The following is a 12,320-nucleotide window of genomic DNA, read 5'->3' as shown; positions in this document are numbered from 1 at the left end:
CCTAGATCGAGGGAGATCCATGGCTTTCACCGCGGCCGACGTCAAGAAGCTCCGTGAGCTGACCGGCGCCGGGATGATGGACTGCAAGAAGGCGCTCGACGAGACCGACGGCGACTTCGACAAGGCCGTCGAGCTGCTCCGTGTGAAGGGCGCCGCCAAGGCGGCCAAGCGCGGTGCGGAGCGCGAGACCTCGGCCGGTCTGGTCGCGCACGCCCCCGGCGTGCTCGTCGAGCTGAAGTCCGAGACCGACTTCGTCGCCAAGAACGACGACTTCATCGCGACCGCCCAGAAGATCGCCGACGCGGCGGCGGAGGCCAAGCCGGCCGACGTCGAGGCACTCAAGTCCGTTGCGGTCGGCGACGAGACCGTCGCCGACATCGTCGAGGGACTAGCGGTGTCGATCGGCGAGAAGATCGAGCTCGGCCAGTACGTCTACTTCGACGGCCCGGTCGTCGCCTACCTGCACAAGCGGGCGGCCGACCTGCCGCCGGCCGTGGGTGTGCTCGTCGAGTACGACGGTGACGCCGACGCCGCGCGCAGCGCCGCGATGCAGGTCGCCGCGATGCGCCCGCAGTACCTCACCCGCGAGGAGGTGCCCGCCGACGTCGTGGCCAAGGAGCGCGAGATCGGCGCCGCCACCGCGCGCGAGGAGGGCAAGCCGGAGCAGATCGTCGACAAGATCGCCGAGGGTCGCCTCAACGGCTTCTTCAAGGAGGTCGTCCTCCTCGAGCAGGCCTCGGTGACCGAGAACAAGAAGACGGTGAAGGCCGTCCTCGACGAGTCCGGTACGACGCTCAAGCGGTTCGCCCGCTTCGAGGTCGGCGCCTGACGGCAGCGTGACACCGGCGGTGGCCGGGGCGGTGATCGATCACCGCCCCGGCCGCCGTCTTTTTCGCTCCGAAGGACGACGCGCGGCCCCCTCCGGCGAGGTAGGTTTGGGCGTCCGGCCGTCACCTGAAGGAGATCGTCACCGTGGGACTCATCCAAGCCGCGATCGGCTCGATCGGCGGAACCCTCGCCGACCAGTGGGTCGACTTCTACACCGTCCCCGACGGGCTGTCCCCGACGGCCGCGATCTTCCCGGCCGTGCGCAGGGGCGAGAACAGGGGGCGCGGCAGCAACGACAAGGGCTCCGACGGCGTCATCACGAACGGGTCGAAGTTCGTGGTGCCCGAGGGCTACGGCCTCGTGCTGCTCGAGGACGGCGCCTTCACCGGCTTCGCCGCCGAGCCAGGTGCCTACGAGTGGAAGTCCGAGGAGCCGGCCTCGCAGTCGGTGTTCACCGGCGGCGGCCTGGTCGACGCCGTGATCAAGCAGAGCTGGGAGCGCTTCAAGTTCGGCGGCCGTCCCTCCGCTCAGCAGAACGCGGTGTTCGTGGCGCTCAAGGAGCTGCCCAACAACAAGTTCGGCACCCAGTCGGAGATCTACTGGGACGACGCCTTCCTCAACACCCAGGTCGGCGCGATCACGCGCGGCACCTACACCCTGAAGATCACCGATCCGCTGACCTTCATCCGGAACTTCGTCCCGGCCGGCGTGATCGGCGGCAAGGGTGTCTTCGACTTCACCGACATCGACAACCCCGCCGGCGAGCAGCTCTTCAACGAGGTGGTGGGCTCGCTGGCCCCCGCGTTCTCGATGTACACCAACGACCCCGCCAAGGGGAACCGGATCGCCCGCCTGCAGCAGGACTCGATCGGCTTCGCCCAGTCGCTGTCGGCCGCCGTCGAGCAGAACTACCAGTGGAAGACCGGCCGCGGGATCGAGATCGTCAAGACCGCGATCATCTCCATCGAGTACGACGCGAACACCCGCGAGCTGCTGAAGAACGTCCAGCGCGCCGACGCGCTGTCGGGCGCCCGTGGCAACGCCAACCTGCAGGCCTCCGTCGCTGCCGGCTTCGAGTCGGCCGGCGAGAACGCCGGTCCCGGCGGGCTGATCGGAATGGGGATGGCCGCAGGCGGTGCCGGGCTGGGCGGTCTCCAGCAGCCGGTCCAGCAGGCGCCGGCCGCTCCCGCTGCGCCGGCCGCGCCCGCGGCCCCCGCTGCGCCCGCGGCCCCGGCGGCCGACGACCCGATGGCGGTGCTGACCAAGGCGAAGCAGATGCTCGACGCGGGTCTGATCACCCAGGAGGACTACGACGCGGCCAAGGCGAAGGCGCTCGGTCTCTGAGATGACCCAGGAACCTCCCGCCGCCGCGCCCCCGCCGCCCCCGCCGCCTCCTCCTCCGACCGCCGGCCAGCAGCAGCCGCCGCAGCAGCCCACGTTCGACGGACCGCCCCTCTCCCTGGAGGAGGAGCTCGCCGCCGCCAAGGCAGAGCCGGAACCCGGCCCGAGCATCGAGACGATCAACGAGTCGCTCAAGGACGGGCTGAACAAGTGCCCGAAGTGCGGCTCGACCGACGTGAGCCTGCGCGGCTCCACCGGGATGCTCGTGTGCCACTTCTGCCGCAACGAGTGGCAGGAGGCCCGGGTCGAGGAGGAGTTCGGCCTCGGCGTCGGCATCGACCAGCTCGAGGGCACCATCGTTGCCAGCGGCGCGAAGGACATCCAGGCCGACGCGGCCGACATGCTCACCTTCAAGTGCGAGGCCTGCGGCGCCGAGGTGGTCGTCGACACGGCCCACTCGCTCAACGCCCGGTGCCACTGGTGCCGGCACACGCTCAACGTCAACCAGCAGATCCCCAACGGGGCCGTCCCCGACGCGGTGCTGCCCTTCAAGCTCACCAAGGACGAGGCGGTCGAGAGGATCCGCGAGTTCGCGGGCAAGAGGCGGCTCTTCGCCCACCGCCGGTTCAAGGCGGAGTTCGTGCCGGAGAACGTGCTCGGCGTCTACCTGCCCTACCTGGTGATCGACGCCCGCGCGGAGGGGCAGTACTGGGGCAAGGGCGAGGTGCAGACCCGGCGCTGGACGGAGAAGTCGGGCGACAACACGGTCACCTACTACGCCGCCGACGTCTACCAGGTCGCGCGGCAGGTGGACTTCACCGTCGACGACCTCACCGTCGAGGGCTCGGCGGAGCGGGCGCAGTTCGGTCCCACCAACACCAACAACATCATCAACACGATCCTGCCGTTCGACACCAAGAACGCGGTCCAGTGGAACGCCAGCTACCTGGTCGGCTTCACCAGCGAGAAGCGCGACGTCAACGTGGAGGGGATGAAGCCCGTCCTCGAGGACCAGCTCCTCTCGATCGGCAGGTCGCAGGTGCGTGGGTCGCTCGGGCGCTTCGACCGGGGTGTGCGCTGGGAGCAGGAGAAGATCGACGTCGGCGGGTCCCGCTGGGTGTCGATGTACCTCCCGGTGTGGCTCTACTCCTACCAGCAGCAGAGCAACGGCCTGCTCCACTACATCGCGGTCAACGCCCGGACGGGGGAGACGATGGGCAGCATCCCGGTCTCGCAGCCCAAGCTGCTCCTCGCGGCGTTCACCATCGGCACCCTCCTCGAGGGTGTCGCAGGCGCGTTCCTGGTGGCGACGTCGTGATCGGCGAGGTGGTCCTCGGCCTGGCGCACGTCGTGCCGGCGCTGGTGCAGTCCTCGAGCGGCGACAGCAACCCGGTGTGGCTGCTCGCCGCGGGGCCCGCCGGCGGCGCGGCGACGTACTGGCTGATCTACCGCTACTACCGCAACACCGACAAGTCGCACCAGTTCGAGCGGGACACGATCATCGACGCCCAGCCGGTCCGGGGGAGCGAGGAGAAGGTCGACCACATCTCCAAGACGCGCGACTCCGACATCGACAAGGACAACAAGGACAAGCACCGGCAGCGGGTCCAGCGGATCCCGTGACCGCGGCCGCGCGGGTGCGACAGCCGCGGAGGCGGCCCGGTAGGGTCGCAGCGTGACGGGTTACAGGCGGGTGCTGCTGAAGCTCTCGGGCGAGGTGTTCGGCGGCGGCAACCTCGGGGTGGACCCCGATGTCGTCCAAGGAGTCGCCAAGGAGATCGCCTCGGTCGTCGAAGCGGGCACCCAGATCGCGGTGGTCATCGGCGGCGGCAACTTCTTCCGTGGCGCGGAGCTCCAGCAGCGCGGCATGGACCGCGCCCGCGCCGACTACATGGGCATGCTCGGCATCGTCATGAACTGCCTCGCACTGCAGGACTTCCTCGAGAAGCTCGACATCGACACCCGCGTGCAGACGGCGATCACGATGGGCCAGGTCGCCGAGCCCTACATCCCACGCCGGGCGATCCGCCACATGGAGAAGGGCCGGGTCGTCATCTTCGGCGCCGGCATGGGCATGCCGTACTTCTCGACCGACACCGTCGCGGTGCAGCGGGCGCTCGAGAGCAAGTGCGACGTGGTCCTGGTCGCCAAGAGCGGCGTCGACGGCGTCTACAGCGCCGACCCGCACCTGGACCCCACCGCGACGAAGTACGACGAGCTGACCTACGCGCAGGCCATCGCAGAGGGCCTTCGGATCATGGACCAGACCGCGTTCGCCCTGTGCGGGGAGAACAAGCTGCCGATGGTCGTGTTCGGGATGGAGCCCGAGGGCAACATCCTGCGGGTGGTCAAGGGTGAGAAGATCGGCACGCTGGTCAGCGCCGGCTGACGCCTGCTCGCCAGGCCGACCAGTGGAACAGGAGAAGGAGAACCGGTGATCAACGACATCCTCAACGAGGCCGACCAGAAGATGGCGAAGTCGGTCGAGGCGACCCGCGAGGAGTTCGCGACCATCCGGGCCGGCCGAGCGCACCCGAGCATGTTCAGCAAGATCATGGTCGACTACTACGGCAGCCCGACTCCGATCCAGCAGCTCGCCTCGTTCACGGCGCCGGAGCCCCGGATCATCCTGGTGCAGCCGTTCGACGTCGGCGCCAAGGCCAACATCGAGAAGGCGATCCGCGAGTCCGACCTCGGCGTGAACCCGTCCGACGACGGCCAGGTCCTGCGCTGCGTGTTCCCCGAGCTCACCGAGGAGCGCCGCAAGGAGTTCATCAAGCTCGCCAAGGAGAAGGCCGAGGGCGGCCGGATCGCGGTGCGCCAGGTGCGCCAGAAGGCCAAGCAGCAGCTCGAGAGGCTCGAGAAGGACGGGGATGTCGGCAAGGACGACGTCACCGGCGCGGAGAAGCGGCTCGACGGCATGACCAAGAAGCAGACCGACGCCATCGACGACCTGCTCAAGCACAAGGAAGCCGAGCTGCTCGAGGTCTGAGCACAACTCGGTGGACGACATCTCGATGAGCGGCGCGACGCCCGCGGACGCCGTACCCGCACCCGAGCCCGCCAAGAAGGACCACGGCCGCGCCGGTCGCGACCTCAAGGCCGCCGTCGGCTCTGCCGTCGTGCTGCTCGGCGCCATCGCCGCGTCCCTCTTCTTCTGGAAGCCGGCGTTCATGCTCATCGTCGCGGCCGCCGTCGTCGTCGCGGTGTGGGAGATGCGCAAGGGGCTGCTCGCCAAGGACATCGACCTGCCCGAGCAGCCGCTGATGGTCGGCGGCGTCGTGATGGTCGTCGTCGCGTACGTCTCCGGCGCCGCCGCGCTCGTCACCGCGACCGCGGTCAGCGCCCTGGTGATCATGTTGTGGCTGCTGCGCCGCGGCGTCGACGGCTACGTCAAGAACGCCACGGCCGCGGTCTTCACCCTCGTCTACGTGCCGTTCGTCGGCTCGTTCGTCGCGCTGCTCCTCGCCGAGGGCGGCAAGACCTGGACCGGAGGCGGGCTCGACGACGACGGCGTCGCCGGCATCATCACCTTCATCCTGGTGACGATCGCCTCGGACATCGGCGGCTACGTCGCCGGTGTGCTGTTCGGCAAGCACCCGATGGCGCCGGTGATCTCCCCCAAGAAGTCGTGGGAGGGCTTCGCGGGCTCGGCGATCTCGTGCGTGGCGGCCGGGTGGGCGCTCGTCGTGTTCCTGCTCGACGGTCCGTGGTGGGCCGGCATCTGCCTCGGCCTGATCGCGGTGGTGATGGCGACGCTGGGCGACCTGTGCGAGTCGGTCATCAAGCGCGACCTCGGCATCAAGGACATGAGCCAGATCATCCCGGGCCACGGCGGGCTGATGGACCGGCTCGACTCACTCCTCGCGACGATCGCGCCGGTCTGGCTCCTCCTCCACTACGCCGTCTTCAGCTGAGCTGGCCGATCGCGTCGCAGGTCGAAGGGGTCAAGCCGCGAGGACCTCGCCGAGGATCGCGACGGCGTCGACGAGCTGGTCGTCGGTGAGGTACGGCGCCGGCCCGAGCCGCAGGTGCTCGCCGCGGCTGTCCGTGCGGACGCCGCGCGCGGCGAGCGCCGCCTGCAGCTCCGCGGCGCGGGGGCTGGTCAGCGAGACGAAGCCGGCGAAGGCCTCGGGCGGCGTCTCGCGGTCGCGGGTGATCAGGCCGTCGGCGACCGCGAGCTCGTCGAAGGCGGCGGTCAGCACGCCGCGCTGGTGCTGGGACACCGCGCGCAGCAGCCGCGGCGTCAGACCCTGCTCCGCGAAGAAGTCGAGCACCCGGGCGGCGCGGTAGTGGCTCGTGCTGTCGTACGTCGACCCCGCGAACCGGTCCCCGCCCCCGGCGTAGGCGACCCGGTCCGGGTCCGCGGGCGTCGCCAGGGCGCCGAACTCGGCGTACCAGCCGGTCAGCACGGGCCGCAGCTCCTGGGCGTGGGCGGGCAGCCGCAGGAAGCAGCTGCCCTCGCCGAGCTGGAGGTACTTGTAGCCGCCGCCGACCACCCACGCGTCGCCGAGCCCGTCGGCGGCGAGGTCGCAGGGCACGACCCCGAGCTGGTGGTAGGCGTCGACGAGAAGCTGGGCGTCCCGGTCCCGGCACGCCTCCGCCACCTGCGCGAGTCCGGGCACGATCCGGGCCGTCTCGAAGAGCACCGACGACACGAGCACCGCGGCGGTGCGGCCGTCGACGGTCTCGGCCAGCCGCTCCGCGAGCGTGCCGACCGGGTCCGCCGGCACCCGCACCACCTCGAGGCCCGCTTCGACGAGCCGGGTGAGCTGGCGGCGGACCGTGTGGAACTCGCCGTCGGTCGTGACCAGCCGCGGCCGGGCGCGCAGGTCCAGGGCGGACAGGAACCGCACGACGAGCTCGTGGGTGTTGGACCCGAGCGCGATGTCGGCGTCGGCGTCGCCCAGCAACGCGCGGAAGCCGGCGCGGACCCGGTCGGCCTGCTCGAAGGCACGGTCCCACTTGTCGTCCACCAGCTCCGCGGCCGCGTCGTAGGCCGCCAGCTGTGCCTCGCGGGCGACGTCGGGCCAGGCCTGGTGGGAGTGCCCGGTCAGCAACAGCCTCTCGGCGACGCGGAACCGGGAGTAGTGCGGGGCGAGCGCGTTGTCCGTCCCGGTGAGGTCGGCGAGCGTCAGCGGCCCGGTCACATCCGGCTCCGGATGGCCCACAGGTCGGGGAAGACAGGGCGCGCGACCGTGGTCCACAGGTAGGCCGCGCCGTCGGAGCCCCCGGTGCCCGGCTTCGCCCCGATGGTCCGCTCGACCATCTTCACGTGCCGGTAGCGCCACTCCTGGAGTCCCTCGTCGAGGTCGACCAGGCGCTCGGCGACCTGGGCCGCGCCGCCGTCGTCGCCGTAGACGGCCAGCAGGACCTCCTGCACCTCGGGGGAGGCCTCCCACGGCGACCGCACGTCGCGGTCCAGCGCGGCCGGCGGGACGGCGTACCCCTCGTGCGCGAGGTAGTGCAGGTAGGAGTCGAACAGGGCGGGCCGGGCCATCGCCTCCTCGATCCGGCGTCGCGCAGGGGTGTCCTCGGGGTAGTGCTCGAAGACCTTCGGCTCGCGTCGCCCGAGGACGGCCTCGAGCTCGCGGAACTGCTCGGACTGGAACCCGCTGGAGGCGTCGAGGCGCCCGCGGAACGTCGTGAACTCGCGGGGCGTCATCGTCTCCAGGATGTCGACCTGGGCGACGATCACCTTGAGGATGGTCAGCGCCCGGCGCAGGGTGTGCAGGGCGTGGGGTGTGCCGCCTGCCACCAGGTGCGCCTGGAGCGCCGCGAGCTCGTGCAGCAGCTGCTTGAACCACAGCTCGTAGACCTGGTGGATGACGATGAACAGCATCTCGTCGTGCTCGTCGGAGCGGGGCCGCTGCGCCGCCAGCACCTCGTCGAGGGCGAGGTAGCTGCGGTAGGTGAGCGAGGGATGGGGGTCGGTCACGTCCACATCCTGGCGCAGCGTCCCAGGGGGTGTCGCCAGGTCGGAATTCCCGGCGAGTTCGACCTACGCTCTACCCTGGAGGGGTGGGCCAGACTGTAGAGGTGCATCCGGAGGACGTCGGGGACGACCCGACGGCAGCCGACGCCTCCCGGTCTCCGGAGGAGGCCGCGGCCGAGTCGCGGATCCGGCCGGACTGGTTCCACCGTGAGCACCCGGTGTTCCTCCCGCTCGCGGGGTTCTTCACCGGGATGCTCTACATCATCCTGATCCCGGGCAGCTACGCCGCGGTGCTCAAGGCCCTGGTGGGCTACCAGCGTGCCGAGCAGCTCTTCCCCTTCGTCCTGCTGACCCTCATCGTGCCGATCGGGCTGGTCGTGCCGCACCGCACGCGGAAGTTCGGCAAGTTCATGCTGCTGGGTGTCGTCTCGACCGTCGTGGTCGTCGCGGGCGTCGGCCTCGGCGTCCTGTGGTTCCTGCTCAACCGCGATGGCTGAGCCCGACGGTCGCTCGCCGCTGCCGCTCGTCTTCGACGAGCCGCGCGGCCGCAAGAAGCCGCCCCGGCACCTGGCCGACCTCACCCCGGCCGAGCGCAAGGACCTCGCGGTCGAGCTCGGCCTGCCGGGCTTCCGGGCCAAGCAGCTGTCGACGCACTACTTCGGCCGCCTGGTCGACGACCCGGCGCAGATGACCGACCTCCCCGCCGCCCAGCGCGACGAGCTGGTCGCGAACCTGCTGCCCGAGCTGATGACGCCCCTGCGCACGCTCGAGGCGGACAAGGGCACCACCCGCAAGACGCTGTGGAAGCTGTTCGACGGGGCCCTGGTCGAGTCGGTGCTGATGCGCTACCCCGGCCGGGCGACGATGTGCGTCTCGAGCCAGGCCGGCTGCGGCATGGCATGTCCGTTCTGCGCGACCGGCCAGGGTGGGTTGCAGCGCAACATGTCGACCGCCGAGATCGTCGAGCAGGTCCTCGCCGGCGCTCGCGCCCTCGCGCGCGGCGAGGTGCCGGGCGGGCCGGGCCGCGTCTCCAACGTCGTGTTCATGGGCATGGGGGAGCCGCTGGCGAACTACAAGGCCGTCCTGGGCGCCGTACGCCGGCTCACCGACTCCTCGCCCGACGGGCTGGGGATGTCCGCGCGTGGCGTGACCGTCTCGACCGTCGGCCTGGTGCCCCGGATCAAGCAGCTGGCCGAGGAGGGCCTCCCGGTGACGCTCGCGCTGAGCCTGCACGCGCCGGACGACGAGCTGCGCAACGAGCTGGTCCCGATCAACACCCGCTTCTCCGTGGCGGAGACCGTCGAGGCCGCCTGGCAGTACGCCGAGAAGACCAAGCGCCGGGTCTCGATCGAGTACGCCATGATGCGCGGCATCAACGACCAGGCGCAGCGGGCGGACCTGCTCGCCGACGTGCTGACGTCGTACGGCGACTGGGGCTGGGTGCACGTGAACCTGATCCCGCTCAACCCGACGCCCGGGTCGAAGTGGACGGCGTCCGACCCCGCCGACGAGCGCGAGTTCGTCCGCCGGCTCGAGGCGCGCGGCATCCCCACGACGGTCCGCGACACCCGGGGGCGCGAGATCGACGGTGCCTGCGGGCAGCTCGCGGCGGCTCCCTAGGACCGTGCTCGACCTCTCTCGGGAGCGCGTCCACACGGCCAGCGCCGCGTGGCTCTGGATCCCGCCGACGGCGGGCCGGATCGACACCGAGGAGTACCTCGCACTCCGCTTCCCGGCCTGGTACGAGCACCCGCTGCAGCTGGTCGGCATCCGCCCCCGGCGGCCGCTGGCGGAGGTCCTGGACGAGGTGATCGACCGCTGCCGCGCCGCCGTCGGCACCGCGGCCCCGCAGCTGCTCGCGTGGGTCCGCCTGGACGCTCCGGAGGGCCTCGCGGAAGCGCTGGTCGAGCGCGGCGGCGTGCTCGACGAGACCCTCGACGTGCTGGCGCGGCCGCTCGGCGAGCTGCCCGGCCTCGATCTTCGGGTCGACGTCGAGGTGCGCTGGGCCGCGGACTTCGACACCTTCGTCGACGCGGTGCACCTCAACTCCGACGTGTTCGGGGGCTCGAAGCCGGACCGGGCCGGCCTCGAGCCGGTCTGGCCGGAGGAGCTCACCAAGCTGCGCACCGGCGGCGGCGGCGCCGTCGTCGCCTACCTCGACGGCCGGCCGGTCGGCACGGCCGGTCTCACCGTCGCGGGCCCGGACGCCCGCCTCTGGGGCGGCGGTGTGCTGCCCGACGCGCGCGGCCGCGGGGTCTACCGCGCCCTGCTCGCCGCGCGGCTCGCGTACGCCGTCGAGCGGCGCTGCGAGCTCGCGATCGTCAAGGGCAGGGTCGAGACCTCGGCCCCGATCCTGCGCCGGGCCGGCTTCTCGGCGTACGGCCAGGAGCGGTCCTACCTGCTGGACCTCTCGACGCGGCCTGCCTAGAAGTCGGCCGGCGTCCCGACCAGCAGCTCGGTGTTCCTGGCGCTGAGCGTCCCGGACGCGGCGGCGAGGTTGGCCTGCGGGTCGTTGACCGACAGCTCCCGCGACAGGCTGGCCAGGGCCAGCGTGTTGCTGAGGTCGCCGGCGTAGTCGGCGGGGCCTGCGTGGTTGAGGATCGTGGTGAAGATCGAGAGCGTCCCGTCGTGGTTGTCGGTGATCTCGATGATCCGCGCCTGCTGGGGGTAGTCGCAGTGCGACGCGGTGTTGATCTCCCAGAAGCCGCCGCTCCCGTCACCGCGGCTGTGCACGAAGATCTGGTTCTTGTGGGTGTGGCCGTTGACCCACGCGATCACCCGCGGCTGGGTGAGGAGGTACGACGCCACGTCGCCGCCGAGCACCCGCGGCGAGAGGTCGCCGCCCGTGCCGACGAGCGGGTTGGTCATCGTGTCGACCGTGTGGTGGCTGTACACGATCACGGCCTTGCCCGTGGCCGCCTCGACCGTCTTCTTGAGCCAGGTGAACTGCCCGGAGTCGAGCGAGCCGTCGTCGTACCCGTTGGGGTTGACGGTGTCCATCACGACGTGGCGGAACTTGCCCTGGTCGAAGTAGTAGTAAGCGGTGCCCTTCTTGCGGTTCTCGCTGGTGAAGCCGTGCCCGACGGGTGCGCCGGTCGTGTGGAAGTGCTCGTCGACGATCTGCTTGCGGGTGACCGTGCGGCGCTTGTAGTCGGCGCGGACCAGCCGGACGCTCGGCGAGACGGTCAGGTGCCCGATCAGCTTGTTGACGTCCTGGCTCGCCAGGGCGTCCTTGATGTCGGTGTCGCTCAGCCCGGTCGGCGGCGAGATCACCTTGAGCGAGCCGACGCCGAGCAGTGACGTCGGCACGGTGTGGGGGAAGTTGCCCTGCATCAGGCCGTCGTGGTTGCCGAAGCAGGTGTACCAGGGCACGTCGAGGCCCGGAGCCGTGAACGGGCGCCGGGCGGCGTCGAGCAGTCCCGGGACGGTCGGGAAGCCGTGGTCGGCCTTGTAGATGTCGGGCTGCTTGCCGGCCGGGACCGCATCGGGGTGCCAGTAGTGGACGTCGTAGTAGGTCTTGTTGTTGTCGGCGACGCCCTCGTACTTCGCGAGCGCGCCGCTGTCGGAGCGGATCGTGCCGCCGTCGAGGATGCCGATGTTCCAGCGGATCTCGTTGTATTGGCAGTTGTCGGAGTTGTCGCCGGTCTCGATCACGAACGTGAACGGAAGCCCGGTCACCGGTCCCGACGCCTGGGCGTTGACCGCCTGCACCATCGCGTCGGCCACCTGCGCGGTGAGCATCTCCTGGGGCCGGTAGGACGAGGAGAACAGGCCGGTCGTCTCGATCCGGTCGACCCACTCCAGGCGGCCGGGGGACTGGTGGTCCACGACGTGCACGTCGGAGAGCTGCACGAACGAGAGCAGCGCCTCGCGGGTGCTCGCCCGGCCCGCGCCGGCGGCGACGCCGAGGTCGGTCCGCACGATGCGGGGCTCGCCCGGAAGTCCCACGATCTTGCGGTAGCCCTGGGGGTTGGCCGGGCCCGGGCCGTAGGTCGTCGTCAGCGTGGTGCTGGCGCTGACGGCCGCCTGGGCGAGGCTGGGAGCGACGATGCGGGAGACGGCTGCTGCGGCGGCCAGGGCGGCGCCGGCGCGGATGGTGTCACGACGGGAGAGGTCCACGCGGCCCCAACGAACGAGACGTGATCTGGGTCACGCGACCTGGGGACCCCGGTTGCCGTTCACCCTCCGGTCACGTGCCACACCAGCCGAGGTGACC

General features: G+C 70.8%; 13 protein-coding genes. 10 read left to right on the top strand and 3 right to left on the bottom strand.

Going from position 1 to position 12,320, the window contains the following annotated elements; translation table 11 throughout:
- Nucleotides 1-19: 19 nt before the first annotated feature.
- From tsf to ABD709_RS03155, 7 genes are all read left to right on the top strand, one after another.
- A complete protein-coding gene (gene tsf / locus ABD709_RS03185) occupies nt 20-829 on the top strand; it encodes a translation elongation factor Ts (protein WP_344772354.1) in 810 nt (269 codons plus the stop codon).
- 143 nt (nt 830-972) lie between these two features.
- Nucleotides 973-2,172: an SHOCT domain-containing protein gene (locus tag ABD709_RS03180; protein ID WP_344772353.1), complete on the top strand. Its 1,200-nt coding sequence runs from the start codon at nt 973-975 to the stop codon at nt 2,170-2,172.
- 1 nt (nt 2,173) lies between these two features.
- Nucleotides 2,174-3,487: a TFIIB-type zinc ribbon-containing protein gene (locus ABD709_RS03175; protein WP_344772352.1), complete on the top strand. Its 1,314-nt coding sequence runs from the start codon at nt 2,174-2,176 to the stop codon at nt 3,485-3,487.
- Nucleotides 3,484-3,792, top strand: coding sequence for a hypothetical protein (locus ABD709_RS03170; RefSeq protein WP_344772351.1), 309 nt, complete (start codon nt 3,484-3,486; stop codon nt 3,790-3,792). Before ABD709_RS03175 ends, ABD709_RS03170 begins: the two co-directional genes overlap by 4 nt.
- Before the next feature lie 52 nt (nt 3,793-3,844).
- Nucleotides 3,845-4,558: a UMP kinase gene (pyrH, locus tag ABD709_RS03165; RefSeq protein ID WP_344772350.1), complete on the top strand. Its 714-nt coding sequence runs from the start codon at nt 3,845-3,847 to the stop codon at nt 4,556-4,558.
- A 48-nt stretch (nt 4,559-4,606) separates the two neighbouring features.
- Entirely contained in the window at nt 4,607-5,161 is a 555-nt protein-coding gene (gene frr, locus ABD709_RS03160) for a ribosome recycling factor (protein ID WP_344773017.1), read from the top strand.
- 10 nt (nt 5,162-5,171) lie between these two features.
- Complete coding sequence (locus ABD709_RS03155) at nt 5,172-6,086, top strand: phosphatidate cytidylyltransferase (protein WP_344772349.1); 915 nt, start codon at nt 5,172-5,174, stop codon at nt 6,084-6,086.
- A 30-nt stretch (nt 6,087-6,116) separates the two neighbouring features.
- On the opposite strand, the gene ABD709_RS03150 is transcribed toward ABD709_RS03155, so the two are convergent.
- Nucleotides 6,117-7,319 (bottom strand): aminotransferase class V-fold PLP-dependent enzyme, encoded by a 1,203-nt coding sequence (locus tag ABD709_RS03150; protein WP_344772348.1) that lies wholly within the window; start codon nt 7,317-7,319, stop codon nt 6,117-6,119.
- Nucleotides 7,316-8,107, bottom strand: coding sequence for a tryptophan 2,3-dioxygenase (locus ABD709_RS03145; protein WP_344772347.1), 792 nt, complete (start codon nt 8,105-8,107; stop codon nt 7,316-7,318). The genes ABD709_RS03150 and ABD709_RS03145 overlap by 4 nt, the downstream gene beginning before the upstream one ends.
- An 83-nt stretch (nt 8,108-8,190) precedes the next feature.
- Between ABD709_RS03145 and ABD709_RS03140 the strand changes: the two genes are divergently transcribed.
- Genes ABD709_RS03140 through ABD709_RS03130 form a run of 3 tightly spaced genes read left to right on the top strand, consistent with a single transcriptional unit; the run spans nt 8,191 to nt 10,532 of the window.
- Nucleotides 8,191-8,601, top strand: coding sequence for a hypothetical protein (locus ABD709_RS03140; RefSeq protein WP_344772346.1), 411 nt, complete (start codon nt 8,191-8,193; stop codon nt 8,599-8,601).
- On the top strand, nt 8,594-9,724 hold the full coding sequence (rlmN, locus tag ABD709_RS03135; protein ID WP_344772345.1) for a dual-specificity RNA methyltransferase RlmN: 1,131 nt from the start codon (nt 8,594-8,596) through the stop codon (nt 9,722-9,724). Before ABD709_RS03140 ends, rlmN begins: the two co-directional genes overlap by 8 nt.
- Before the next feature lie 4 nt (nt 9,725-9,728).
- The gene (locus ABD709_RS03130; protein ID WP_344772344.1) at nt 9,729-10,532 is read left to right on the top strand and encodes a GNAT family N-acetyltransferase; all 804 of its coding nucleotides are present in this window, start codon (nt 9,729-9,731) and stop codon (nt 10,530-10,532) included.
- On the opposite strand, the gene ABD709_RS03125 is transcribed toward ABD709_RS03130, so the two are convergent.
- Nucleotides 10,529-12,223: a TIGR03767 family metallophosphoesterase gene (locus ABD709_RS03125; RefSeq protein ID WP_344772343.1), complete on the bottom strand. Its 1,695-nt coding sequence runs from the start codon at nt 12,221-12,223 to the stop codon at nt 10,529-10,531. The genes ABD709_RS03130 and ABD709_RS03125 overlap by 4 nt on opposite strands.
- Nucleotides 12,224-12,320 lie beyond the last annotated feature (97 nt).

The sequence above is a fragment of the Nocardioides panacisoli genome, assembly GCF_039537325.1.
In the GTDB taxonomy this organism is placed as follows: domain Bacteria; phylum Actinomycetota; class Actinomycetes; order Propionibacteriales; family Nocardioidaceae; genus Nocardioides; species Nocardioides panacisoli.
The sequence above is the reverse complement of the archived record's forward strand: the minus strand, read 5'-3'. Positions and strand labels throughout refer to the sequence as shown.

Bases quoted from the DNA above. Each gene is read 5' to 3' on its own strand.
- rlmN (WP_344772345.1), top strand. From the start codon at position 8,594: ATGGCTGAGCCCGACGGTCGCTCGCCGCTGCCGCTCGTCTTCGACGAG.
- ABD709_RS03175 (WP_344772352.1), top strand. From the start codon at position 2,174: ATGACCCAGGAACCTCCCGCCGCCGCGCCCCCGCCGCCCCCGCCGCCT.
- tsf (WP_344772354.1), top strand. From the start codon at position 20: ATGGCTTTCACCGCGGCCGACGTCAAGAAGCTCCGTGAGCTGACCGGC.